The following is a 26318-nucleotide window of genomic DNA, read 5'->3' on the forward strand; positions in this document are numbered from 1 at the left end:
CCGCACCGTTCTCATGTTCAGATGGTATGCCAGCTTCCATCCGTGGTGACACAAGCCGTACCATGCACTTCCTTCCTGTACTGGCCTTTCACGACCATCACCTGGTATTCGCGGCAAAACGGATTGCCCTGAATCACCACCTTGCGGATTGGCGTGACGGTATAATTGATTCCGGAAATGCCGTTTTCCCAATGTGTAGCTTTACCGGTAGCGGCGTCCAGCGCGCGCGACATTTTCGTCTTATCATTCGCATCCATGGACTTCAATCCTATTTCTCCGCCGCCCGCCATGGTGATATTGACATTGGTTTCCTTTCCAGTCTGATCTACGGAGGTGCCAACCAGTCCTTGCTGCTGCTGGCTTCCTTCACTGCCTGTTCCAAAACCCGGCATGGTCGGCATGCCCTGCATGCTTGAACAAGCAGTAAGAGCTGATGCCAAAACAGCAAGAGTCATTTTCATAAATGCCTTTTGCATATAACGCTTTCCTCCCTTTATGTAACCCAAAAACAGCTGTCTATAGTCAATACTTGAGATTTTCACAAGGTCATAGTGTACTGGAACCTGGATAAATATACAGAAGAAACTTGCTGCAAACCGCCAGGGGAATCACTCGTCTGATCAATATTCAGAATATTGATTGATATATTTTGCACAACGCCTTACTCTATGAGCGTTTTTAAAACTTGATAACTGGTACTCTTTGCCATCATGAAAAACATTGATGTACTGATCATTGGCGCCGGCGCCGCCGGGTTAATGTGCGCGATAGAAGCCGGCAAACGCGGCCGCAGTGTGGCAGTGGTGGAACACGCCAACAAACCCGGCAAGAAAATCCTGATGTCAGGCGGAGGACGCTGCAATTTCACCAATTATCACATTCATCCGGATTGTTATGTTTCACATAACCCTCATTTTTGCAAATCCGCATTAAGCCGATACACTCAATGGGATTTTATCAACCTGGTGAAACAACACCGCATCCCGTTCCATGAAAAAAAACTGGGCCAGTTATTCTGCGATCATAAATCCAAAGCCATTCTCGATATGCTTTTGTCCGAATGCGCACAGTCTCACGCAGCGATAGCGCTGGAAACCGAAATCGAATCCGTTGTAAAACCGGCCGATCATTTGTATCAGATCAGGACGTCAGCGGGAACCTACCAGTGCGAATCACTTGTCATCGCCAGCGGCGGATTATCCATTCCCACCATGGGCGCAAGCCCGCTGGGTTACAAAATCGCGGCACAATTTGGCATACACGTCTGGCCCACCCGCGCCGGACTCGTTCCTTTCACATTGCAAGCCGATGAAAAGGAAAAGCTGTCCGCATTATCCGGCGTTTCTGTTGACAGCGTGCTCCTGAATGAACGCATGCAATTCCGGGAAAATATTCTGTTCACACACCGCGGCATCAGCGGTCCCGCCGTGCTGCAAATTTCGTCTTACTGGAATGCCGGCGAGACAGTGCTAATCAATTTGCTGCCGGATACTGATTTGTTCGAGCATCTCAGATCAGCTCATCAGTATCAGCCACACAAGCAAGTCAATACCCTGTTATCCGAACTGTTGCCGCGCAGGCTGGTCGAAACCTTTCTTTCCGCTGAACTTTGCGCCAAAAAACTGGGATCTGTTTCACAGAATGAATTCAAGGTCATCCTTGATTTATTGACGCGATGGTCAATCAAACCCAGCGGCACCGAAGGTTACCGCACGGCCGAGGTGACACTGGGCGGAGTGGATTGTGATGCCCTGTCCTCCAAGACCATGGAAGCTGTCAACGTCAAAGGATTATATTTTATCGGCGAAGTCGTGGATGTGACAGGCTGGCTGGGCGGATACAATTTTCAGTGGGCCTGGTCTTCAGGATGGGCCGCAGGCCAATTCGCCTGATCTCGGCAAACCCGGGGCAGCGCCATTCTAACAAAAAAACCGCGCGATCAATTCACGCAATTCTTCAATATGCTCACATGCATTGACCGCTTCGGCAAACTGCGTTCGCGCCGTCATTCCGCGAGCGTAATATTTTGCAAACGTCCGCGCCTGCAGAATCGCGAATTTATCATTACCCAGCAATTCGGACAGACGCTCAACGTGTTCCATAAACATTCCCCCGCGCGCTTGCGCGCTGGGCAAGGCAAAACGGGTTTGCTGCATTTCATTGATCAACTGTCTGATCAGCCACGGCTGTCCGACACCCGCACGGCCTATCATCACACCCGCGCAGCCCGTCGCGAACATTTTTTTCAGTGATTCAAGATCAGCGACATCTCCATTACCAATGACAGGAATTTTCATCGCTTGCACAAAGTACCGGATTGCTTCATGGCGGCACGCCGTTTCATAATGCTCAGTCCAGTGACGCCCATGCACAATCAGATAGTCCGCGCCGGCATCGGAGACTACCGCCGCGACTTCCTGATTGAATTTCTCACCGCCGCCCTCCACCCGGATTTTCACGGAAACCGGAACATGGGTATTCTGTTTCATGGCGGAAATGAGATGATAAAGCCTGCTGGCATCTGTCAGCAGACTGGAGCCCGCGCCCTTGCTGCGGATTTTCCTGACGGGGCAGCCGCAATTCAAGTCAATGAGGTCTGCCCCCTGATCTGTCGCGATTCTGACCGCTTCAGCGAGCTCCCGAGGATCGCCGCCGGACAGCTGGAAACACACCGGCCCCTCCCCTGGATCTTTGAGCGTATAACGTTTTTGCGCGAATCCGGTTTGATGTATCAGCGTCTTGCAGGAAATCATTTCCGTGCAGGAAAAAGCCGGCTGACTGTATTGCCACGTCAAGCGTCGAAACGGAGCGCAGCTAATGCCCGCCAACGGGCCTTGTATGAGATTCACTGGAAAAGTCGTGCTCCCCAGCTGCAACGGCCTGATCACCCCGGTTTTCCTCTTTCTGGTTTGGGCCAATCTTATGCTGTATCCGGATTTATGGCAAACTGTGGCTATGAAGAAGACCTTTAGAGACACAGGCTTCGCACATTCCCCGGGACACAGGGGGTTCGGGGAATTGAAGAGCCGCGCGCATGGCATATTGAGACAGGAAATATACAGGTGATTGAAATGACAAAAAATATATTTCTGAATCCGGCGGAAATTCAGTTCATCTCTCTGCGCGCGCAAGGGCCGGGAGGCCAAAACGTGAATAAAGTCGAAACAGCCGTGCAGCTGCGTTTTAACGTCAGACTGTCAGCTTCAATACCGGAAGGCGTGCGCATGCGTTTATTGGCGCTGGCTAAAAATCAGATCACACGTGAAGGATGGCTGGTGATTAAAGCCGGCCGTTTCCGCACTCGGGAACGCAATAAGCAGGACGCGCTTGCGCGGTTGCAGCGAATGGTTCAGCGTGCCGCGGTCGTGCCGAAAAAGCGTATCAAAACCCGGCCTACCAAAGCGTCAAAACAGCGCCGGCTTGATCAGAAAAAACTGCGATCCAATACAAAACGACTGAGATCTTCTCCCGGCGCATAAACCTTTCAATGAATATGCCCGATAAACACGCTGCTCATTACTGTCATGCATGCGTACCGAACAGGATGCCTACCACCATGAAACGGGGTTCGTGCAAATAAGCGTTCACCTCCGGCACCAGTGCGATAGAGCGCAAAGCCCGCAGCGCTTCATCATCCAGCACACCCGCCCCGCTGGTTTTCACCAGCTGCGCATCCGTGATATGTCCGTCAGGATGAATCGTGAAGCCAATCAACACAAGCCCTCTGACATTAAAATCTATCGCGATTTTAGGATAAGCAAGGCGCGATGTTAATGCCTTGCCTATCAGCGCAAGCAGCGGCACATCCACATTTTTATCCCCTATCAAATGGACCGGCTCGCTTTTTTTCGCCAGATTGACCACATTAAACTGATTGATCTTGCGCACGGCGGGCAAAGACGGTGTGATTCTATTAGCCGCTTCAGTCGGCCGTCCGGCGGATTGCCGCGATAAAACAGCGAGAGTCCCGGTATGGTTTGCCCGGGCCGGAAGATTGTTCTCGCGCAAAACATTGCTGCGCGGCACAGATGCTTCGCGATACACATACGATGGAAGAGAGGGGGGCACATTCAAAGACGGTTTGGGGTCTGTTTTCATGCGAGGCGCCCATGTCACTATCAAAGCCAAAAGCAGTAACGCATGGCAGGCGGCCGCAAACCAGAAACTGCTGCGTTGTATGAGCTGGCTATATCGACCTCGTGTCATGGCTGCTGGCAGATTGGGCTATCCGGTTGATGACGGTTACCTTCATCATAGCGACAAGCTGTCAACAGAAGAAGCAAAAATTACCCCGGGCGCTGAACTTGAACCTGTTATTGCATGCTCCGATTGACTCCTTGATATACTGTAAGTTGATGACAATGATTGATATCGGAACGCAGACAAGCTCAAAAAATATATGATGAGGTGGAATTTGTTTTCTCTGAGAGCAATAAAAACCGGCATCGCCAACTTATTCGTAAATATTTCCATTCATGTATTCTATCCTGTTGTCATTTTTCTGGCATTCGCGCTCTGGATCATACTTTTTGGACTGATCATGAAATCCCATCAGATCCAGAATCACATCAATGAAACCGAGCATCAGCGGTACAATACGGTCACGCTGATCAGGGAACTGAACCAATACACGAATGATCTTGTAAGGTTTGCCTTGCTCTATGCCGTAAACAGCCGTCCCGAATATCTGGCTGCATTCAATAACGCAATCGCTCACCAGTCAGCCGTAGCCAAACAGCTAAAGAGATACCCCGTTTCAACAGACTTGCCCGTCAAAACAAGCTTTTCTGCCAGCAGGGACTTTCGTGCTTCAGCGCATTTGCTGGTTTTGACCCATAGTGAACTCGCGTTGCTGCAAGCTGTGTTCGATCGGCTCGATGATCTGTGGCGCGTGTCTCAAAAAGCCGTTTACACCTTGCAAGGGCTTTACCCCGATCCGCAAGGCATTTATTCAATAAAAGGCAAACCGGACAAGGAACTCGCGCAGCGCATTTTGCAGAATGAAGAATACCTTGAAGACCAAACCAAACTAGGCCAGCGTGCGGCCGAATTGATCAATTCAGTCAATTTGAGAATGCAGTCCGAAACGAATGACTGGCGATCCTCTCTGTCTGCAATATTCCTGCTGGAAAATATCTTGATCTTTATCGCTGTGATAATATGTATTTACGCCTATTTCTTTGCAAGACATCAGGTGCTTAAACCGCTGATTGAATTATCCAACCAGGCCAAAATGATCCTGCTGGGCAACTACCATATTCGCAATCAGATCAGCGTTAAAAATGAAGTGGGCGACCTGGCCAATATACAAAATCTCATGTGCGCCTCCATAGAAAGCGACATCAACGAACACAAGCGTATGGAAGCCGAATTGCAGACCAGTGAAGAAAGCTTCAGAAACACCATGGAAAACGCACCCATAGGCATGGCCATCGTCTCACTGGAAGGGAAATGGTTGCAAGTCAATCAGGCTTTGTGCGATATCATCGGGTACTCAAAAGAGGAAATGTATACCAGGACATTCATGGACATCACTCACCCTGATGACATGGACATTTCCCTGGAAGCCACCAGAAAACTGCTGCAAGGCGAATTTCATACTTTCCAACAGGAAAAGCGCTATCTCCGCAAGGATGGCAGCACGGTCTGGGTTCTGATAAATGCCTCTATCATGCGGGATGAAAACGGGAAACCTCTCAATTTCATTTCACAAATACAGGATATTTCCGAAAGAAAACAGAGCGAAGAAAAGCTGGCAACCCTGACCGTGCAAATGTCTTCCACGCTCAATGAATTACAGCAACGCGAGCAGGAAGCCGTGATCATCAACAAGATGAATGATTTGCTGCAAGTCTGTCATGACTCTGCTGAAGCCTATTCCATTATCACGACAACAGCACAGGAATTATTCCCCCGCTTCAATGGCGGACTGGCGATTTATAATATCAAGAGCAAACATCTGGAAACGGTATCGCAGTGGGGTGATAGCCACCTGTTAAAATCCGTATTTTCAACCGATGATTGCTGGGCCATCCGCAGCGGCCATAACCTGATTATCGATCACCACAAAAAAACCATCTCGTGCCATCATTTTCTTTCGCCACCGAGGAATGGCTATTTTGACGCGCCGCTCATTGTGCAAGGCAAACTGATAGGGTTATTCCATTTGAATGACACGATCAACCTGGTTGACACTGAGAATCTGCAACAGCTGCTGACCTCATTCAGCGAAGTCATCAAGTTATCGCTGGCAAATATCCAACTTCGCGAGGCTTTGCAGGAACAGGCCATACGCGATCCCCTGACGGGTTTATATAACCGTCGTTATCTTGATGAAACATTACCGCGCGAAATCCGCAGAGTACAGCGTGAAAACACGCCTCTCACGGTCGCCATGCTGGACCTGGATCATTTCAAGCAAATCAACGATACATTAGGTCATGAAGTGGGAGACGATCTATTAAAACAGGCAGGCAAACTGTTTCAAGACAATATGCGTTATAGCGATATTGCCTGCCGCTACGGTGGGGATGAATTCGTCTTCGTGATTTTCCATAGCAGCCTGAATGATGCGGCCTCGCGGCTCAATACCATACGTGAAAAAAATCAAACAGATATCATTGCGCCATCCGGATCATCCCGCACCGTCAATCTCGGTTTCCATCGGCATCGCCCAGTTTCCGGAGCATGGCAACAGCACGGAGGTCCTGCTGCGCGCAGCGGATGACGCACTCTACGCTTCGAAACTGCATGGCAGAGACCGAATAACCGTTTATTCACCTTCCGGCGCAAGCCTGTGAGGATAATGACCAACGCCCTCGCTTCCCAATTAAACTTTATGACTGTCCATGCTGTTCTGTTATGGATACTGCTGGATTCCTTAATTTGCAATTTGATAGAATGAGATTAATGGATAAACTCCTACCCTTGGCAGACAAACAGCTGGCGCGGTCAAAAAATGACGGCAACAGAAAAATCATTCTTTTCTATTTTTTCATACTATTTTTTCCCTTTGCTCTAATCGTGTCATGCATTTTTTACGGCATACTCAAAATTGATACCCGCATGGAAATGCTGACACTTCAGACGCGGGAATTATCCCAGACAGAAGTCGCGGCACACTTGTTTGAATACGAAAACCGTATAGTCACATCTGATTTATTATTCCTGGCGCAGGTTCCCGCGCTCAAACGTTATGCTGATTCTCAAAACGCCAGTGAAAAAGATGATTTTATAGAGGCATTCACCACTTTCGCCAGGCAAAAGCGGATATATGACAACATCCATTATTTCGATAACGAAGGCCTTCTTGTCGCGCAAGTGCATCTGACCGATAAATCATCCGGTAATCACGCCAGCAACACCGCCAATAAGGAAAATCAGGGCATTCAACACATCTTTTTAAAAACCCTGCCGCTTTCTGAAGGAAACATCTATATGTCCATGCCCAGTCAAATCGAACTGGGTCATGCTCTGCTCAACACGCCCATTATATATTTCGCCACGCCTGTTTTTGGCTTCGCCGGCAAAAAAAACGGCATCTTGCTGCTTCATTTGTCCGGCAACACCTTATTGACTGATTTTCACAAGGCGATGAAAGGCGAACACACTGTCTATCTTCTTAACAGCAGCGGACATCGGCTAAATCCGTCAATGCAGGATTCTTCTGATAACATGCCAGGCGATACTTCTAATTTTGCGCAGAAATATCCCGGTATCTGGAGCAAGATCAAAAATACTGGCCAGGGCAGCCTGGTCACCGAACAGGGATTATTCACATATACCACTTTCAATCCCTTGCATGATCCCGAATTGAATGCCGCGCAGACTTCCGCACACGCGAACCTCCACCAAACAGGCAATTCAGCCAATTCCCTGAAAATTGTGACTTTCATTCCAGCTGATAAACTGCCCAATCCGTCACTCTCCCGCTACCCTCTGATCATGGGAATTTACCTTGGCAGCCTTCTGCTGGTTTCCATGCTTGCAACCGTCATGGCTGTCATGATAGTCAACCGCAAAAAAGTCGTGCGGGCGCTCCAGCAGTCCATCATGGAAGTTCAGGATTTGTACGAGAATGCTCCTTGCGGCTACCATTCAATTGACCACCGCGGCGTATTCTTGCGCATGAATTTGACCGAACTGAAATGGCTGGGCTACATGCGCGATGAAGTCATAGGAAAGTTGAAAATTACCGATATTCTGTCACCTTCCAGCAGGGACAGGTTTGAAGAGATTTTCACCCGATTCAAACGTGAGGGGTCTATCCAGGACATAGAATATGAAATGCAGAGGAAAGATGGCTCCATGCTCATGGTATTGCTGAATTCAACAGCAGTTTATGATGCCCGCGGAAATTATATTATGAGCAGAACCACCGTATTCGATAATACGCGGCGCAAACAAATGGAATACGCGCTGCGCGAAAGCGAAGAACGCTTTCGTAAAGTAATGGAATACGCTCCCATCGGCATGGCGATTGTCTCGCTCGAAGGCAAGTTCCAGCGCGTCAATCTCGCATTCTGTGAAATTCTCGGTTATTCCCGGCCGGAACTGGAGCAACTCACTTTTCATGCGATTACCCATCCAGACGATCTGCCCGCGGATCTCAGGAATGTTGAACGTATGTTGGCAGGCAAACTGCAGTTTTATAAAACAGAAAAGCGCTATATACGCAAGAATGGGGAAATCATCTGGGGTCAGTTAACCGCCACTATCATACGCGATAACATCACAAACACCCCGCTGTATTTTATCGCGCAAATTGAAAATATCGCGGAACGCAAACTTTATCATGAAAAAATCCATCAACTGGCTTATCATGACTCGCTTACCAATCTTCCCAACCGGCATTTGTTGGTAGACCGGATAAACCAGAGCCTGGCTCACGCGGAACGCAATCATAAATCATTCGCTGTCCTGTTCCTGGATATTGATGGGTTCAAACAGATTAACGACAGCCTGGGCCATGATGCGGGTGATGAACTGTTGCAGACACTCGCGACCCGGCTGCGCCACACCTTGCGCGCGAACGATACGGCAGCGCGACTGAGCGGAGATGAGTTTGTCATTATTCTCGCTGACACCATGCGTCATGAATCCATCGCTGTTATCGCCGACAAGATTCTTGAAGCCCTAGGAAAACCCGCTGAAATTCGCGGTCATGTTCTGCAGGTTTCAGTCAGCATTGGCATTGCCCTTTATCCGTACGATGGCAGCAATGCCGCGCGGTTAATCAAGAACGCAGACACCGCCATGTATGCCGCTAAAAACGCGGGAAAGAACCAGTATCAGTTTTATCGCGCGACTGAAATGACAGAATAAACCGAATGCCGCGCCCCGGCCTTGCGGCCTGGCCAGGGGACACGGCTTGCATCAGAAAGCCCATTACAGCAGATAGGTGGCGCCAGCCTTGATTTCAACAAGACCGTCATGGTTTTGCAAATCTACTGAATCCTCATTGATGGCGACGATAGTCATGCCATTGACCGTATCTCCCACATGCAGGGATTGCTTATTGATCAATGCAGTCTTGGTATTATTCGTCATAAACACCCCTTCAAACGCCACCTTGATTTTTCCAGGACTGGCTGCGACAGCAACAGGCGCGGAAGTATTTGTGGTTGCCGCTGCGACATTCATGGCTGGATTCAGGAACGCGTTGACGCGCGTGACCAGCTTATCGTAATTAGCCAGCGCCATAATCACCAGCAAGCCTGTCACGGTGAGAAAACTGGCCATTCTCCAGGTAATGACCGCCTCCGTCTTTTGAACCGGCTGAGCGCGTTTTTGCCTGGGCTCGTCTTTTTGCGCCGCCTGGGGGGAAGGCTTGGTTTTTGGCGGCTCTGACGCAGCGGGGACAGCCGGCGCCGCCGCAGACTTGATTTTAGCCTGCTGCTTTTTCTCGCTGTCAACTTTCCGGGTCTGTTGCGTCTTTTTGAGGGCGTCGTTAATGATGCTCACAGTACAATATCTCCTTTGCACAGTTTTGAATGATCTCATCATCAATTGAATAAGTATCCGCGACAAATCCTGCCAGCAATGCCCTGTCGCACAAGATGTTGATCGTGCGGGGAGAACCTTTGGTATAGTGATAAATTCTGTCTATTGCATTCTCAGTAAATTCCACCTTGCGTGATTCATGTGGATCCATGACAGCTTTTGTTATGCGGTGATGGATATAATGGCGCACATCTTCTTTTTCCAGAGGCTGGACATGAAAATGGACCGCCACTCTTTGTCTGAGCTGGCGCAAAGCGGGCAGCTGAAGCTTGTCATACAATTCCGGCTGGCCTACCAGGATGATTTGCAGCAGCTTTTCCTTTTCCGTTTCCAGATTGGACAATAACCTGACTTGCTCCAGCTGTTTGACACTCAAATGCTGCGCTTCATCGATAACCACCACGATATTATTGCCCTGGCTGGACTCAGCAATCAGAAATTCATTCAGCGCCTGCACCAGACTGTATTTGTTCTTGCTTTTGGTTTCGATGCCGAGATCGTGAACAATCATTTGCAGCAATTGCAGTTCAGAACATTTGGGATTGAGTATCAGAGCAAATTTGATGCGCTTGGTCGACAGTTTGAAAATTTTCCGGCAAAGCGTGGTTTTTCCCGTGCCTATCTCGCCGGTAACCACCAGGATGCCCTTACGCTGCTCAATGCCATAAATCAGATTGGCGACAGCTTCGGAATGTGTTTTGCTGGAAAAGAAAAAATCGGGATCCGCGGTCGCGTTGAAGGGATTTTCCTTGAGCTGATAGTAATCATTATACATAGCGTCTCATCCATGCAGCTATTAAAAGGGATTAATTATAACATCAATTTCATAGAATCCTACTGTATACAGACAACGCCTGACTATCAAGCCGCCGTATGAACGCTTACGAGAAAATGACCTGTTTCACCAGTATGCTAATACCCGTATCGGTGTTAAACTAGCGGCACTATGAAAGCATCCGATGAAGACAATCACAACCTGGTGCCCTGGAAACTCTACCTGACTATCACGGCAGAATCCTTGCTGGCTTTTTACATCGCGACTTTTTGCATCGCGGTGTACTACACTCACCGGGGCAGCGGCTGGATCTTCCAGGGCGTCATCCTGGGGATACTATATCTCTTTGTCCTCTTTGTCTGCGCAAGACGTGTTATTCAAAGCCTGCCTTTGGCCGCGCTCATGCTGATCATTCCGCTCGCTCCGCTCATTGCCCTGACCATCGTCATATCACTCATTCCTGTTCTGCAATATCTGTAATCCCGCCGCATCGCTCATAAACGTTATTGATAGATATAGATTTATTTTGCCTTTTCCCTGGCCAAATGTTTACGGATTGCTCATTAGTCATTTTTAAGGTAATAATGAAATTCTCAATAACAAGAGGGGAGAATATGAAAAGACATATTTACGCATTCATTGGCATTCTGACACTGATTTTCTGCATTCTGCCAGCCGCATCCTACTCCCAGAACACGACCCCGTTTTCAAAAATCATCTTCTTTGGCGACAGCCTCTCGGACAATGGTAATTTTTATTCCGATATTTTTGGCTTCATGCCCAAGTCACCGCCCTATTTTGAAGGACGGTTTTCCAACGGTCCTGTCTGGCCTGAATATGTCGATCAATATTTTCTTGAAAAAAACCAGGTTGAATCAGTCAATTACGCCATAGCCGGCCAGACGGCCATTTTTCATAATCCCACGAAAGGTTACCAGCCGTACACCCTGACTCTGTCGCTGGACAATTATTTGCTGCGCACTATTTTCAGAGACCGTTCCACGACTTTGTTTATTCTCTGGGAAGGCGCCAATGATTACCTTCCCGGCATAGATAATCTGGACGAATTGTCAACCAATGTGGTGAATTCCATTAAAAGCAGCATTGAAAGCCTGATTTATCATGGCGGCAATAATTTTCTGGTCATCAATCTTCCGGATCTCTCCATGACCCCCTATGGGCAATCCAGCACCTATAAAGACCTGCTGCATTCCGCCACTCTGGTGCACAACCTGAAACTGGATGCCGCTGTGTCGGAAATCCAGGAAAGCTATAAAAATGTGAATATCCATGTGTACAACGTGAACCAGCTGCTGCAAGATTTCATGAACAATCCGGATGCGTTTAATCAGAAATACGGTACGCAGATCAGCGACACCAAACAGTCATGCTGGCTGGGTGGTTACACGCTTATGGCGAAAAAAGTCACTGAAGAGATGATAACCCGGCAAATTGAAGACCACTTGCGCACCCGCTCCCGATCGTTTGCCGCAACGAATACCAACAAAGTGGACGCCGCCGCCCTGGCCAACTACATTTATACGACGCCCGCGCTGATGGAAACTTACAAGGTCAGCGAGAACGGGACCACTGGCCTGTCAGCCTGCGAGAACCCGGACAATCATATATTTTGGGACCGGATTCACCCCACTGCGCCTGTGCATAAGATCATTTCAAAAAACATTATTGAGTTTATCAATCAGAATTATCAGCCGGGACAAAGCCCTGCGGAACAAAACCCTGTTTGAAAAACCCATGGACTCCCGTTAAAATTTCACTGCTTTGAACAAAGACATTCCGTGGAAAACCGCGGAATGTCTGCAACCAGGACTCTTGAATCTATCCGGCTTTTTGAATCTGTTTACCGCATGACACAGCAAAAAACCATTCTAAAATCCGCTCGCCTGCCGGCAGGCTATCATAGAGGGAATCATGAATATCAACGAAAAAATCGCAAGTGAATTAAACGTCGCCATTCAGCAAATCGACGCTGCCATTCAGTTACTGGATAGCGGCGCAACCGTGCCTTTTATTTCCCGTTACCGCAAGGAAGCCACTGGCGGTTTAACTGACACTCAGTTACGCGAACTTGAAATCAGACTGCATTATTTGCGTGAAATGGATGAACGCCGTCAAACCATACTCAAGAGCATTGCCGATCAACACAAATTGACTCCCGAACTTGAGCAGACCATCTTGCAGGCGGAGAGCAAGTCCGCACTGGAGGATCTCTACCTCCCGTACAAACCCAAACGCCGCACCAAAGCGCAAATTGCCAAGGAAGCCGGCCTGGAACCCCTCGCCTGGCAATTACTGAATAACCCCGCGCTGTCCCCGCAAGAAATTTCCCTATCATTTCTATCCCCGGAGCATCAAATCCTCACCGCGGAAAACGCTCTGGAAGGCGCGAGACACATTCTGATGGAGCATTTTGCCGAACACGCCGGTCTCCTGGGTGAATTCCGCAGCATTCTCTGGGACCATGGCATACTCAAATGCGGCGTAATCAAGGGCAAGGAAACCGAAGGCAGCAAATTCGCGGACTACTTCAGTTATCAGGAACCCATCAGAAAAATCCCTTCTCACCGCGCCCTGGCCGTCTTTCGCGGACAGCGCGAACAAATTCTCAATGTGACGCTGTTCCTGGAAGAAGACCGGATAGAAACCTGCCTTTTAAAAATCATGCAGACCTTCGGCATCCAGAACAACAACCGTCCCGCTGACAACTGGTTAATTGAAACCGTGAAGTGGGCATGGAACATCAAAATCTTCCTGAAACTGGAGCTCGAAGCCATTATGCAGCTGCGCGAACAGGCTGATGAAGAAGGCATCAAGGTCTTCGCGAGCAATCTGAACCATTTGCTGATGGCGGCGCCCGCCGGATCACGCGTGACACTGGGGCTGGATCCCGGGCTTCGCACGGGCGTCAAAGCCGTCGTTATTGACGGAACGGGCAAACTGCTGGCGCATGTCACTATCTTTCCCCACGCGCCCCGTAATGAATGGGATGCTTCTCTCTCTGCGCTCGCCAGGCTTTGCCAGCATCACGCTGTGGAGTTGATCAGCATAGGTAACGGCACAGCTTCAAGAGAGACAGACAAATTGGTCTCTGAATTAAAAAAACGCCATCCGGAGTTAAAACTGACCAGCATAGTCGTGTCTGAAGCAGGCGCATCCGTGTACTCAGCTTCAGAACTCGCCGCCCAGGAGTTTCCCGATCTGGATGTCTCGTATCGCGGCGCTGTTTCCATTGCCCGGCGCCTGCAGGATCCCCTGGCCGAACTGGTCAAGATTGATCCCAAATCCATAGGCGTCGGCCAATATCAACATGATGTCAACCAGGCCAAACTGTCGCGGACCTTGCATGCGGTGATGGAAGACTGTGTCAATGCGGTCGGTGTGAATGTCAATACCGCTTCCGCTCCCTTGCTGGCCTGTGTCGCAGGCCTTAATGAGAGCGTTGCGAAAAATGTCATCCGCTACCGTGATGAAAACGGGGCATTCAAAAACCGGCAGGCATTGAAAAAAGTCCCCCGGTTGGGAGACAAGGCCTTTGAACAGGCTGCCGGCTTTCTGCGTATTGTAAACGGCGATAATCCGCTGGATGCCTCAGCCGTTCATCCGGAAGCCTATGCCATCGTGGAGCGGATTCTGAAGGACCAGAAAAAGCCCATTCAGGAGCTCATGGGCAACACCGCCTTGTTAACGCGTTTAAACGCTGCTCAATACACGGATGCACAGTTTGGGCTGCCAACTGTAAAAGACATTCTGCACGAACTGGAGAAACCCGGGCGCGATCCGCGGCCGGAATTTAAAACTGCCGTCTTCAAGGAAGGGATAGAAACACTCGCTGACTTGCGTGCCGGCATGATTCTGGAAGGCGTCGTCACCAATGTATCCAATTTCGGTGCCTTTGTGGATATAGGCGTCCACCAGGACGGACTGGTGCACATCTCCATGCTCGCGGACCGCTTTGTCAAAGACCCTCACAGCGTCGTCAAGGTCGGTGACATTGTGAAAGTGAAAGTACTGGAAATTGATATTCAGCGTAAACGTATACAGCTTAGCATGCGGCTGTCTGAAACTCCGGCACCCGCTTCCGCCAGGCAAACTGGCGCGCGCGCACCTGGCAAACTGTCTCATGGAAAGGCCATAGCCAAAAGCCAGGAAACTACGCTAGGCAATATGTTACTGCAAGCGCTGCAAAAGAAAAAATAAAGGCTTGAAAAAAGAAAAAGGGCAGTTTTGGAGCTGCCCTTAACAGAAGTCTGTAAAGCATCCTTGTTAAATTTGCATCCATGCAATAACACAAAACGAGGAGTGGTTGCAGAATCCTTTCAATAACCGCTAGTCAATCCTTGACTATGAAATGCAGTTTATCTATCGTTTTTCTTAATGACAATACCCATGATAATCTATCCCTGGAATCAGCGGCTCGGCTTGTCAGCACTCTATCCGCAATTTATAAAAGTTAATCATGAGGTTACCATCCCGCCATCTACTCCAGGCGTACATTTCTTGTGCTGATTTCGATTGATTTCCCCTGCAACGTATGGCAAATGTCTCACAACGCCTAGGGATATTCTCCATGATAAATCGGCTGCTGGCCACCGCTCCCCCTCGTCATTCCCGCGAAAGCGCCGTGGTATCCGGTAAAGCGGGAATCCATAGCCGGGGTTCATGGTTCGAGACGCGGCACTGCGTGCCGCTCCTCACCACGAACGGAAATCGAATATGCCGCTACTCGCCGCTCCTCACCACGAACGGAAAACACTAAACCCGTTCGCCCTGAGGAGGCACGCAGTGCCGTCTCGAAGGGCCTGCCCTGAGCCTGTCGAAGGGTTGTTCATCCTCCTCATTCCCACACCCTTGTTGTCATTCCTGCGAAAGCGGGAATCAGCGCGGCCTGGGAATCACATTGAAAAATATCCGTGCCGGCGCAATTTCCAGAATTTCGGGCAAAACTGCCAATATTTCATTGCGCCTGCGCAAGACCTTATCTTCAGGGATGGTTTTTGGCGCTTCATATTCCCCCACCATGACGCCAGCTTCCGTAATATCAATCACAAAAGCGTACTCCGGCAAGTCTGCGTCATACACGCGATAAGAAGTTTCCCCTCTGCGCGCCGCCTGCCGTTTCAGATGCTTCAGGTTTTTGCGCAATCGGTTGATAAACATTTGCGCCGCCTGCGGATCTTGACCGCTCACGGCTTTTTGCGCGGCACGCACACGACGTTCATTATCAGCCGCGGGACTGCGATCGATAAAATACGCCGGCAGCACGTCAAACAAGAGTAATTTGCAGGGAATGGGGCCGTTGAATAAAGCATAATACCGCTTTGCGCGCAGTCCCATTTGTTTGCCCAACTCAGGATTGCCGGTAAATACAGCCGCTTTCCAACCAGTGAAACACAGCTTGAGCCGCTCAGCCAATAGTTGATATAAAGGCTGAAGAGTTTCCCTGTCACCCAGCCGCTCCCCATAAGGCGGATTCGCCACGACCAGCCCCGGCTTGAATTGAGGCTCGGGAGCGAAAACGGATAATTCACGCCGCTCAACATGCACCTTGCCAAGCAGGCCCGCACGTTCGATATTTTCAAAGGCGATCCTGATGGAAATCGGATCATGGTCATATCCGGCGATTTCCGGCAGCCGTTTCATCCCTGCCGCCTTGCGGTTTTCAGCATCAGCCCATATCGTTTCCCATACAGCCTTGCGGTGTTTTTTCCATCCCAGAAATCCAAAATATTCACGCCCCAGTCCCGGCGCGGTATCAGCCGCCATCTGAGCCGCTTCAATCAACAGCGTGCCCGAGCCGCACATGGGATCCAGCAGCGCGCCGCCGTTTTTCGCGATTTCCGGCCACCCCGCCCGCAGCAAAATTGCCGCAGCCAGATTTTCCTTGAGCGGCGCGGACCCGGATACCAGACGGTATCCGCGCCTGTGCAGGCTTTCTCCGGACAAATCCAGGCTGATCTCTGCCTCGTTGCGATGCAGATAAACGTAAACGCACACATCAGGGCGTTCACGCGAGATATCCGGCCTGACGCCGAATTTTTCCCGCAGTTGATCGACAATCGCATCCTTGACTTTTTGCGCGCCAAACAATGTATGAGTCATATTGGATTGCGAAGCGACAAATTGGACCGCGAGAGTGCCATGCGGATTGATATGTTCACTCCAGTCTATCGTTCTCACACCCGCATATAATTCATCCGGTGAAGAGGCCGGCACTTTTGTCAATGACAACAGGATACGGTTGGCCAGCCGTGACCACAGGCAAACCCGGTAAGCCAGCTGGAGGTCGCCGGAGAAAGCCACGCCTGCCAGTTTTTCAGCGGCATTATTCGCGCCCAGGGTACGGAGTTCTTCAACGAGCAAAAGCTCCAGCCCTTTGGGTGTGGTGGCAAACAAGCGATAAGGCAATGTATTGGCAGAAGTCACACCCTCTCCTATCTGGCATCCTGTTGAACATGATAATCATACGCCCTGGACAATCCCTGCAAGACCAGGTCAGGCAGTATCACATCAAACAGGGATTTTTCCCGGAATAATTGCGCAAACCCCCCTGTTCCTATGATCAGTGCGGGTTCATCATGAAACATCTCTCGCTTCATCCCGTTGATAATTTCCTTGAGCGCGCCGAACTGACCATAATAAAGGCCGGCTTGAATACTTTCGCGCGTCGTACGCCCGATATAAGTCGAAGGTGTTTCAATATCCACTTCCATCAGTTTGGCGGTGTTGGTGCGCAGCGACTCCATGCCAAGGCGCATGCCAGGCAAAATCGCTCCGCCCAGGTAATCACGCTTTTTGGTGATCGCATCCAGCGTGGTCGCCGTTCCCATATCAATGATGATCAGGTTTTTTTGCGGAAAGGCGTTAACCGCGCCTATGGCATTGGCAATGCGGTCGGCGCCGACTTCATTGGGGTTTTTATATTTGATGTTCAATCCGGTCTTGACGCCCGCCTGCAACATGAAATACGCCGATTTGATATAAAGAGAAATCGTATGCCGTATGGTGTAATCACAGCCCGGCACGACTGAACTGACGGCGGTCGCCGAGATATCAGTCGGGACAATATGATTTGTCTGCAAGATATTGACCAGGAAAATTCCGAACTGATCAGCGGTACCAATCAGATTGGTCGCGTAACGGAAACGCGCGACCAGATTATCCCCGTCAAACACGCCGCCGAGAATATGAGTATTGCCGACATCCAGACATAACAGCATGAACATCCCCTTCGCTTAATATGTGATGACGCAGCCAGAATGCCGCATCCGTTCTACCCCGCCGCTTTCAATTCAGTCAACGTGTGTTCCAGATCCACGATGATGGGCTGCAGTTGTTCCGCGGCGTCAATTTGCGCGTACGAAATGATAAATACCTTGTCGCCGACTTCAGCTTTTCTCGCTGCCGCGCCATTCAGCGCAAAAACCCTGCTGCCAGCTTCGCCTTTGATGACGTAGGTTTCAATGCGCTCACCGTTATTCAAATTGACAACTTGCACTTTTTCATTTTCCCTCAGGTTGGCCCGCTTCATGATTTCTTCATCAATCGTGATGGAACCAACGTAAAATAATTCCTTGCGTGTGATCGTCGCATAGGCGATTTTGGATTTTAATACGGTAATTTGCATGGTGGCACCTTTATTTTATTTGATGATGACATTATCGATGAGCCGCACTTGATCCAGCCATACCGCACCCAGACGGCGCTGCCACTGATCAGCGATATAATCCACTTTAAAACCGCGGCGGGTCAGCTGAGCCGCGATCTCTTCGGGATCCAGCCCGCTCTGCAGCAAGGCAGGAAAGTGTTTTGCCCGGTCCCGCTGCTCATCCGTCAAACGAGAATTGCGAGAACTCAAGGCCAGTCCGTCATGCGCCCTCACGGTCTCGCAGCCGATGATTTCAACGGGAAGAAACAGGGCATCCGCCATTTTTCGGATAAGCTGCAGCTGCTGATAATCCTTTTCACCGTAATATGAACGGGTTGGCTGCACGAGATTGAGGAACTTCAAAACAATTGTCAGCATACCGGTAAAATGGCCGGGACGAAACTCGCCTTCCAGCACACGGCTGATTTCTGTTTCTGAAACCTGGATCTGATAATGGTCGGGATAAAGTTGTTCCGCGTTAAACAGCAGCAGATAATCCACACCCTGTTCTGACAAACGAATCTTGTCCTGGTCCAGGGTCCGCGGATACAACTCAAAATCATCCGCCCGGTTGAATTGGGTAGGATTAATAAATATCGCGGCCACCGTGACATCATTTTCTTTCAGTGAACGCCGGCACAGACTCAAGTGCCCGTCATGCAGGTTACCCATCGTATGCACAAGGCCTGTCTGCCTGCCGTGCAATTGCTGTCTCAGCGACCGCCAGTGCCTAATTTCCGTAACAATGTTCATCACTCGGGAAACCTCCTGATTTAATGGACTGGACGTATTCTTCCACTCCATTCTTGAATTGAGAAGAGCCATCCATGAACGTTTTCACGAAACGGGGCCTGAAATCCAGGTTCAATCCCAATAAATCCTGAAACACCAGCACCTGGCCGTCCGTATGCGGCCCCGCGCCTATTCCTATCGCGGGAACAATCAATGACTCGGAAACTTCCCGCGCGAGCCGGCTGGGGATACATTCCAGCACCAGAGAAAAACACCCTGCTTCCTGCAGTAAAAGCGCATCGCGTCTGATGCGTTCGGCGTCATCCTGGTTTTTACCCTGGACTTTCAGGCCGCCCAAAGTGTGCATCAGCTGCATGGTCAGGCCCAAATGCCCCATCACAGGTATGCCGGACTCCGTCAAATGCCGGATCAGACGCAGATTGCCGGCCGCGTTTTCCAGCTTGACCGCCTGCGCTCCCGCCTGCATTAATGCCTGCGCGGCGGAAACATTGCTGCTGAGCGATTTGCGGTAACTTAAAAACGGCATATCACTCACGATGAATTTATCACCCGCGCCGCGGCGAACCGCCGCCGTGTGAAAACACATCATGTCCAGCGTGGCGGACAGCGTATCCTTGAATCCATGCATGGTCATGGCCACGCTGTCGCCCACGAGCAGGCAATCTACCGAAGTCTGCGCGAGGATTCTCGCGCTGGTATAGTCATAGCAGGTGATCATGCTGATTTTTTCCGCCGCCTGCTTTTTCTTCGTAAAGTCAAAAATGTTCATGCTTATTCTCCTGAACCAGGTCTGCATAGCAATCCATAAAACTTTGATAAACGCGCTGATAAGGATCGTTTTCAAGCGCGGACAGATTTTTTTTTAATGTCGCCGCATCGCCCCGCGCAAGCGGTCCTGTGAGCGCGGTCGGGAAATGAGAGAGTAAATTCTGTGTCTGCTGAAGCAGATAAGGATGAGCGGCCGAAGCAGGAATCTGCAATTCCTGCTCAAACGTCTGAAACAGTTTCTGCCATAATAAACAACTGAAGTTGCCGCTCAGCACGCACAAGGCATGATAGCGCGGCTTCAGGGATTTATGCAGGCGCACAGACTGATTAGGCAGGCCGGGCAGCAATTCGCAAAATGCCGGCGCATCATGGTCGAGAATAAACGGTATGGCCTGATACTGCGCGCGATCGTATAACTCATGCGCAAACGTCATCAGAGGATGGGCGCCATAGGCTTTTTCAGTCACCAGGCTGCCGGAAAAATGGATTAACACCGCCCGGCTCGCGGAGAGATATTCATCAATGAAGTCTTCAATGACGCCATCGCTGACCAGGATCAGGATATGCGTGGCCTGTTCTATTCCCTGACGCAGTTCGGACAGCGGTTGTTGTCTGTGCCATTGCGTATAGACGAGATTTAACATTGAAAAATAATGCTGAAAATGGCGCGCGACCCGGCCGTTGCCAATGAGAAGATAAGAAGGTACTTGTCGCATGATCAAGTCCTGTTGCGCAAAATTAACACACTCAACACGATCAGTCTCCGCCGATAAACGGTCGAATCACTGAATAATCTACCGGAACACAGGTGCGCAGGCAAGACAACGAGCACACCGGCACGATACCCGTGCAGGATTGAATCTTGCGCTTGGCGTCAATTCATGTTAGGTAACAGTGTACTTTTTTTCATTCAGGGAGGCTTTATGAAACCTAGCAATCAATCAGTCATTTACATATACATTGTCTCTGCCATCGCGGCAGTCGCGGGCCTCTTGTTCGGATTTGATACCGGAATCATTTCCGGCGCTTTGTTATTCATAGAAAAAGACTTCCCTGTTTCCACTGAAATGAAGGAACTGATAGTCAGCAGCGTATTATTCGGGGCCATGTTTGGTTCGCTCGCGAGCGGCCGTCTCACTGATCGTTTTGGCCGCCGCCGCCTCATGCTGATCATTTCCGGATTATTCATTGCCGGCACAGCCATTGCCGCGCTGGCGGCACAAGTCAGCGGCATCCTGCTTGGCCGCCTTTTCATCGGTTTTGCCATAGGCATCGGGTCTTATACCGCCCCGCTTTATATCGCGGAAGTCTCGCCTTATGAGTTGCGCGGCGGGCTGGTATCACTAAACCAGCTTGCCATCACCATCGGTATTTTATGCTCATTCATCATCAATTATGCCTTCACCAATATTGACGGTTCGTGGCGCTGGATGTTCGGCATAGGACTGGTGCCCGCTGTCCTGTTAAGCCTGGGCATGTTCTTTTTGCCTGAAAGCCCGCGCTGGCTGGTCAAGCAAAACCGCCATGACGAAGCGGTCAACACCTTGCGGCGTTTGCGTAAATCCACAGATGTGTCCCATGAAATCAATGAAATCCGCAACAGCCTGCAGATCAAACAAGCCAGCTTCAGGGAAATTTTCAAACCCTGGATCCTGCCTGTCTTGTTTCTGGGAGCAATGCTGGGTTTCATTCAGCAAGTCACCGGCATCAACACTATCATTTATTACGCACCTGCCATTTTTCAGCTCGCCGGATTTCCCGATGCGTCCAGCTCCATTCTGGCCACCGTCGGCATAGGCATAGTCAACGTCCTCGCGACCATTTTTGCAGTGTGTTACCTGGATAAACTGGGACGCCGCCCCCTGTTATTGACCGGTCTCATCGGTATGTGCATCAGCCTGATAGGACTGAGTGTGGCATTCCAGTCCGGCACGGACGCCAGCCTGCTGCGCTGGATCGCCATGGGTTGTACCTTTGTGTATATCATCTGCTTTGCCTTCAGCCTGGGCGCGATATTATGGCTGGTCGTCTCTGAAATCTTTCCGCTTGAAGTACGCGCCACCGCCATGGGCGTTGCAGTGTTCAGCTGCTGGCTATGGAACTTTATCGTTTCATCCACTTTTCTCACCCTGCTTAACGCCATGGGTCCCAGCATGACCTTTCTGATCTATGCGCTGATGTGCGTGTTCAGCTTCGCGTTCTGTTATTACAAAGTCCCGGAAACAAACGGCGTGACATTGGAGCAAATAGAAGAAAACATACGCAGACGCCTGCCCTTGCGTGATATCGGACAACCCGGACCGAGCAAGACACCGCTTACCCAGACGCCCGAATACCAGGCAGACTGACATGCGGACGAAAACCATCATTACCTGGGACCTGGGCGCCACCAAATGCACGGCGGGGTTGATTGAGTATCAGCCGTCCACACACGCTCTTGCCTGCAAAAAACATGTCACAGTCAAACTGGCAGACACATCTTCCCTGGAAAACCTGATCAGCAAACTGGAACAAGGGCTGGACACCGCCATGCGCGATGCGAACGCCATCTGTATAGGCGCCGCGGGCCATTATGACGGCAAATATCTCTTGCACACCAATGCGTATCCTTATCCCATGCATTTCGCGAATACCGCCAAACTGCAAAAATGGCCGCCGTTCGCAGTGATCCATGATTACGCCTCCATCGTCTGCTCGACATTTACTTCCTACATGGAGCAACCCAGAAATATCAAACGGCTAAACAGCTGCGCCATGAAGCCTCAGGGCCGGCGCGTGGCGCTGGGCGTAGGCACAGGATTGGGGCTGAAAGACGGTGTGTTATTCGCCAATGGTGATTTTTGGCTGGGGCATAATGAAGCCGGCCATATAGGCATTACCACTCCTCCCAGCGCTGACCGGCAGCATCTGGAGCGGCATGAGCAAATCATGCGTTTTTTACAGCAGATCACGCCCGCACACGCAAATCCCGCCCTCACCTTTGAAAAAATCCTGACCGGAAAAGGAACAGCCAATCTGTACCAGTTTTTCTATCCCGGCACATCCGACATCACGCCGGAAGAAACCGGAAAAAAGATGCGTGAAGGCAAGACGCCGGAACTAATGGATGCGTTTGCCTGGTATCTGGGCTTGTTCGTAGGCACAGTGCAGCTGACTTTCATGCCGGAAGGCGGTGTGTGGATCACGGGAGGCGTAGTGATCAACCATCTGGATGTCTTCGAACGTCCGGATTTTTTTGCCGGCGTTTACGCTTCGCCCGCGTATCTCATGCAGCGCGAAGAATACCCGTTGGGTGTTTTGCAAAATCACGAACACGCCTTGATTGGCAGCGGTTACTACGCCGCCAGACGATTACTGTCAAATTGAAAGACCCTGTCTCATGAAAGATTATCTTATTGTCGCTGACGGCAATTTTCTGGCAAGAGAGATACTGGAAGAAGCCGCGCAAAACAAAACCATCATCGCGCTGGATGCGGCCGCTGATAAACTGGCCCGAATTGGCATTCTGCCTGATATTCTCCTCGGTGATTTTGACTGCGACACCGAAGCACACGCTGCTTATTGGGGAATCCGCGAAACATTTTCTCGGCTGGATGATAACACCAGTCCTTATGTCGGAAACCATGGCGTCACCATTGTGCCGCGTAAAAACCAGAACCTGACTGACCTGATCAAGGCTATCCGATATAGTGATGAACATCAGGCCGCCAGTATTACTCTAATCTGCGCGACCGGCGGCCGACTGGATCATCATGAAGCGGCGCTGCGTTCACTGCGCAGCGAATACAAAAAAGAACGCCCGCTGATCCTGCATACCGAACAACAAACTCTTTGTTACGCAAAAAACGATACTTGCGTCATACCAGGCGTAAGCGGCGACAAATGCGCCATTCTCGCGTTTCCTCAAGGCATGTTCACTTCTGAAGGGCTTGTTTATGATGTCACTGACTACAAGCTGGAATTTGGTTATTCAGAAAGCTATGCCAATGCGTTAAAAAATTCCCGCGCCATTGTTACGATAACAGGCGAAGCTTTGCTCATGCTTCCGCCGCAATTACAAGCTCAAAGAAATTTCATGCAAATGTCAGAAATAGAACAAATCAAAATGCTGCTGCGTGACGCCACTGCCATTCTTCCAAACACATAAAAAAATCAAATGAACAAATAGCCAAATGCAATCATATAGATAGAAAAACCCTCGCGCGCACTCCACGCCAATCCGGTGATTTTCATATTATAATTAATTTATAGAAACGAAAAATTGCAATCCGGTACACAGCTCTCAAAATCAGATCAGGGAGGCGTGTTATGGAAGTAAGACATGATGAACAACCTGAAGTACTGCATGAAAAAGTCAGGGTGGAAAATGCAAAAGAAATACGCGGCGGCGATGAGCTCAGAAATATCAACAGTTATGAATATCTGTTAAGAATTTTTCAAGCTCTCGAAAATGTGGTTCGCGACACACTGCATCAAGATCCCCGCAGCGTTTCACTCCCTAAGGGATTTTTCCCGCTTGATCAAATATACGAATTATTCAAGGAATACTCTGACTATAATCCGGGGTATGCCTACGGCGACTTGTACACCCGATTCATTCTGGATCTGGAAGATAACCTTGAGAAGATCAAAGAGTATGTAACCAATGAAAGGCTAAACCTGGAGCAGGACAATGAACTGCAGCGAGCAAGAGTGATTAATTACACCTCAAATATAGCGCAGTCCGAAGGCACTGTAAAAAAAATGAATGAAGATGGAAAAAGACTGGCTGAAGAAGCGCTGCGTGAAAACGCCGCACGGGCAGAATTTCTCGAAGCAATCCGCAGGACCGGAATCAAAACCATTTATGCCAACCCCAACAAGGGGTTGGAGCGGGCAGGAAAAATGGTGGAAGACATTGTGGAAGAAACGCTGCACACATCGCAGGAAATTGAAGAAACGATTACAAAACGTATGAAAAGAGGGTCCGGCATCTTGACTCGCGATTTGAACAAAACCACGCCGCAGTATGAAGGATCAGGAATCGCGCGCTTTTCTGCCATGATGTCTTCCACATATAAACCGCAATCCACCACCAGCATGGCATCCATACGAACGTATGATTACAAATTGGACGTGAACGGCGATCACCGAACAGATATTCCAATGGAATACCGCTTTGGCACGCAAGGCCAGTACCACGACAAACAGCCACGCGTCAGCCCGTTGTTTGAAGACTTTCTGGAAGTACAACAATTGGAACGGGAAGCAAACCCGCCGCTAGGCCCGTCCACACGCATCACACATATTTACTTCAATAATCTGGGCTATGACCGGGATGACATGGAAGGCAAGCGTGAGAGCAGGCTCTCCATGAAGCTGCATGATCTGGAAAAAAGACATCCCAATGTAGCCGTCATCACCCTGCCTGCTGACAAGGGAATGATGGACAAGCATTTGCTTGAAGATCATCATCAATCTATCCGCGTCCAGGATGCCATTGATGATATTCTGGCGATTGCTAATGGCACCAGCCCCAGAGATATCAAAGATTTTCATATCAGTGATGACATAAAACAATTGCTCTATGGCACCGATGAATATAGCGAGCATGGATATAACACCGTCACAGAAAATACCGTGCTTATTGGTCTGCTGGAAGAAACATTTAAAAAACTTGGCGTGGATCCGGACACACGGGCAACCATCAGCCCGGCTGAAATGCAAGCCATTTATTTTCACTTCGTCAAATACGAACTGACCAATTACATCATCGAGACACTGAAACCCGCGAGTTTCAATATGTCTTGCAAGGATGCGATTGACAGAGGCGGTGTGTCATCCGCTTATTACAATCTGATGAAGTCTCTGGAGGAAGGCACGCCCATAAGCAAGGAAGAATTTCACCGCGCCTTGCATGCCGCACCCACCCTGGTCAAGGGACGCGGCATGAATCACCATACCAAGCTGATCTGGAATGCCGTGGATATGTATTTAAACGGCCTTGATAAAAAAGGGATTCAACCCGAACCCTGGATGGCTGAATGGCGGGACAAACATGCGCCGAATCACACCAAGGTGAGAATATTGAAAGACCTGGATGATTACATAGGCAAGCGCGATACGGACCAGCGCGATAAATTTGGAATGTTTGCGAAATTCGACAAGGGAATCAAGCTGAGCGCCGCAAGAAAGTTACGCGACCTGGTCGCAAACCCCGATAATAACGACATTGAATTTACTCCAAAGGAATGGGGCGCGCTGAATGATAAACGCCTAAGCAAGATATTGTCTGAAATGCTGAAGACCGGCTTTGTTACCAAGGAACAGATACATGTGCAAGGCCAGGAGAAACTCAGCCATAGCATGTAGTTT

The 26318-nt window shown here is 49.8% G+C and carries 23 protein-coding genes and 1 pseudogene; 13 read left to right on the forward strand and 11 right to left on the reverse strand.

All coding sequences use genetic code 11. From position 1 onward, the window contains the following. Nucleotides 1–17 precede the first annotated feature (17 nt). Nucleotides 18–476, reverse strand: a complete 459-nt coding sequence (locus tag AQULUS_RS08575; RefSeq protein ID WP_148339714.1) for an RT0821/Lpp0805 family surface protein — start codon at nt 474–476, stop codon at nt 18–20. A gap of 234 nt (nt 477–710) precedes the next feature. Between AQULUS_RS08575 and AQULUS_RS08580 the strand changes: the two genes are divergently transcribed. Further along, a complete protein-coding gene (locus AQULUS_RS08580) occupies nt 711–1892 on the forward strand; it encodes a BaiN/RdsA family NAD(P)/FAD-dependent oxidoreductase (RefSeq protein WP_148339716.1) in 1182 nt (393 codons plus the stop codon). 27 nt (nt 1893–1919) lie between these two features. On the opposite strand, the gene AQULUS_RS08585 is transcribed toward AQULUS_RS08580, so the two are convergent. Then, nucleotides 1920–2888 carry a tRNA dihydrouridine synthase gene (locus AQULUS_RS08585; protein WP_172622792.1) on the reverse strand — a complete coding sequence of 323 codons (969 nt, stop codon included), beginning with the start codon at nt 2886–2888 and terminating at the stop codon, nt 1920–1922. Nucleotides 2889–3062: 174 nt separating this feature from the next. On the opposite strand from AQULUS_RS08585, the gene arfB reads away from it, so the two are divergent. Beyond that, nucleotides 3063–3479, forward strand: a complete 417-nt coding sequence (gene arfB / locus AQULUS_RS08590; RefSeq protein ID WP_456298084.1) for an alternative ribosome rescue aminoacyl-tRNA hydrolase ArfB — start codon at nt 3063–3065, stop codon at nt 3477–3479. Between the two features lie 43 nt (nt 3480–3522). Here arfB and AQULUS_RS08595 read toward each other — a convergent pair whose 3' ends face one another. Then, the gene (locus AQULUS_RS08595) at nt 3523–4098 is read right to left on the reverse strand and encodes an energy transducer TonB (RefSeq protein WP_172622793.1); all 576 of its coding nucleotides are present in this window, start codon (nt 4096–4098) and stop codon (nt 3523–3525) included. On the opposite strand from AQULUS_RS08595, the gene AQULUS_RS08600 reads away from it, so the two are divergent. From AQULUS_RS08600 to AQULUS_RS08610, 4 genes and pseudogenes are all read left to right on the forward strand, one after another. After that, on the forward strand, nt 4097–4333 hold the full coding sequence (locus AQULUS_RS08600; protein WP_172622794.1) for a hypothetical protein: 237 nt from the start codon (nt 4097–4099) through the stop codon (nt 4331–4333). The genes AQULUS_RS08595 and AQULUS_RS08600 overlap by 2 nt on opposite strands. Before the next feature lie 1026 nt (nt 4334–5359). Beyond that, nucleotides 5360–6589 (forward strand): annotated as a pseudogene (locus AQULUS_RS13190) (diguanylate cyclase); the annotation flags it as partial. Further along, complete coding sequence (locus AQULUS_RS13195; protein ID WP_408608951.1) at nt 6570–6800, forward strand: GGDEF domain-containing protein; 231 nt, start codon at nt 6570–6572, stop codon at nt 6798–6800. The pseudogene AQULUS_RS13190 and the gene AQULUS_RS13195, both read left to right, overlap by 20 nt. A 109-nt stretch (nt 6801–6909) precedes the next feature. Continuing rightward, nucleotides 6910–9324, forward strand: a complete 2415-nt coding sequence (locus AQULUS_RS08610) for a sensor domain-containing protein (RefSeq protein WP_172622796.1) — start codon at nt 6910–6912, stop codon at nt 9322–9324. Between the two features lie 63 nt (nt 9325–9387). Here the strand turns inward: AQULUS_RS08610 and AQULUS_RS08615 are convergent, their stop codons facing one another. Beyond that, nucleotides 9388–9963 (reverse strand): hypothetical protein, encoded by a 576-nt coding sequence (locus tag AQULUS_RS08615; RefSeq protein WP_148339728.1) that lies wholly within the window; start codon nt 9961–9963, stop codon nt 9388–9390. Further along, nucleotides 9950–10777, reverse strand: coding sequence for an ExeA family protein (locus AQULUS_RS08620; protein ID WP_148339730.1), 828 nt, complete (start codon nt 10775–10777; stop codon nt 9950–9952). The genes AQULUS_RS08615 and AQULUS_RS08620 overlap by 14 nt, the downstream gene beginning before the upstream one ends. A 171-nt stretch (nt 10778–10948) precedes the next feature. On the opposite strand from AQULUS_RS08620, the gene AQULUS_RS08625 reads away from it, so the two are divergent. The 3 genes from AQULUS_RS08625 (at nt 10949) to AQULUS_RS08635 (ending at nt 14995) form a co-directional block, all read left to right on the forward strand. After that, nucleotides 10949–11257 (forward strand): hypothetical protein, encoded by a 309-nt coding sequence (locus AQULUS_RS08625; protein ID WP_148339732.1) that lies wholly within the window; start codon nt 10949–10951, stop codon nt 11255–11257. 134 nt (nt 11258–11391) lie between these two features. Continuing rightward, nucleotides 11392–12525: an SGNH/GDSL hydrolase family protein gene (locus AQULUS_RS08630; RefSeq protein ID WP_172622797.1), complete on the forward strand. Its 1134-nt coding sequence runs from the start codon at nt 11392–11394 to the stop codon at nt 12523–12525. Between the two features lie 184 nt (nt 12526–12709). Beyond that, complete coding sequence (locus tag AQULUS_RS08635; protein ID WP_148339734.1) at nt 12710–14995, forward strand: Tex family protein; 2286 nt, start codon at nt 12710–12712, stop codon at nt 14993–14995. A gap of 678 nt (nt 14996–15673) precedes the next feature. On the opposite strand, the gene rlmKL is transcribed toward AQULUS_RS08635, so the two are convergent. Genes rlmKL through AQULUS_RS08665 form a run of 6 tightly spaced genes read right to left on the reverse strand, consistent with a single transcriptional unit; the run spans nt 15674 to nt 20680 of the window. After that, a complete protein-coding gene (rlmKL, locus tag AQULUS_RS08640; RefSeq protein ID WP_172622798.1) occupies nt 15674–17221 on the reverse strand; it encodes a bifunctional 23S rRNA (guanine(2069)-N(7))-methyltransferase RlmK/23S rRNA (guanine(2445)-N(2))-methyltransferase RlmL in 1548 nt (515 codons plus the stop codon). Nucleotides 17222–17229: 8 nt separating this feature from the next. Beyond that, the gene (locus tag AQULUS_RS08645; RefSeq protein WP_148339736.1) at nt 17230–18015 is read right to left on the reverse strand and encodes a type III pantothenate kinase; all 786 of its coding nucleotides are present in this window, start codon (nt 18013–18015) and stop codon (nt 17230–17232) included. Between the two features lie 53 nt (nt 18016–18068). Next, nucleotides 18069–18422, reverse strand: a complete 354-nt coding sequence (gene panD / locus AQULUS_RS08650; protein ID WP_148339737.1) for an aspartate 1-decarboxylase — start codon at nt 18420–18422, stop codon at nt 18069–18071. A 15-nt stretch (nt 18423–18437) separates the two neighbouring features. Continuing rightward, the gene (gene panC, locus AQULUS_RS08655; RefSeq protein WP_148340324.1) at nt 18438–19196 is read right to left on the reverse strand and encodes a pantoate--beta-alanine ligase; all 759 of its coding nucleotides are present in this window, start codon (nt 19194–19196) and stop codon (nt 18438–18440) included. Then, nucleotides 19174–19965: a 3-methyl-2-oxobutanoate hydroxymethyltransferase gene (gene panB / locus AQULUS_RS08660; RefSeq protein WP_148339739.1), complete on the reverse strand. Its 792-nt coding sequence runs from the start codon at nt 19963–19965 to the stop codon at nt 19174–19176. Before panB ends, panC begins: the two co-directional genes overlap by 23 nt. Further along, nucleotides 19952–20680 (reverse strand): DUF2520 domain-containing protein, encoded by a 729-nt coding sequence (locus tag AQULUS_RS08665; RefSeq protein ID WP_148339742.1) that lies wholly within the window; start codon nt 20678–20680, stop codon nt 19952–19954. Before AQULUS_RS08665 ends, panB begins: the two co-directional genes overlap by 14 nt. A gap of 207 nt (nt 20681–20887) precedes the next feature. Between AQULUS_RS08665 and AQULUS_RS08670 the strand changes: the two genes are divergently transcribed. The 4 genes from AQULUS_RS08670 to AQULUS_RS08685 all read left to right on the forward strand — a co-directional run bounded on the left by AQULUS_RS08670 (nt 20888) and on the right by AQULUS_RS08685 (nt 26315). Next, nucleotides 20888–22312, forward strand: a complete 1425-nt coding sequence (locus AQULUS_RS08670) for a sugar porter family MFS transporter (protein ID WP_172622799.1) — start codon at nt 20888–20890, stop codon at nt 22310–22312. 1 nt (nt 22313) lies between these two features. Beyond that, nucleotides 22314–23330, forward strand: coding sequence for a glucokinase (locus AQULUS_RS08675; RefSeq protein ID WP_148339747.1), 1017 nt, complete (start codon nt 22314–22316; stop codon nt 23328–23330). 13 nt (nt 23331–23343) lie between these two features. Beyond that, on the forward strand, nt 23344–24111 hold the full coding sequence (locus AQULUS_RS08680) for a motility associated factor glycosyltransferase family protein (protein WP_148339749.1): 768 nt from the start codon (nt 23344–23346) through the stop codon (nt 24109–24111). A 161-nt stretch (nt 24112–24272) separates the two neighbouring features. Beyond that, the gene (locus AQULUS_RS08685) at nt 24273–26315 is read left to right on the forward strand and encodes a hypothetical protein (RefSeq protein WP_148339751.1); all 2043 of its coding nucleotides are present in this window, start codon (nt 24273–24275) and stop codon (nt 26313–26315) included. Nucleotides 26316–26318 lie beyond the last annotated feature (3 nt).

This window comes from Aquicella siphonis (assembly GCF_902459485.1).
Lineage (GTDB): Bacteria > Pseudomonadota > Gammaproteobacteria > DSM-16500 > DSM-16500 > Aquicella > Aquicella siphonis.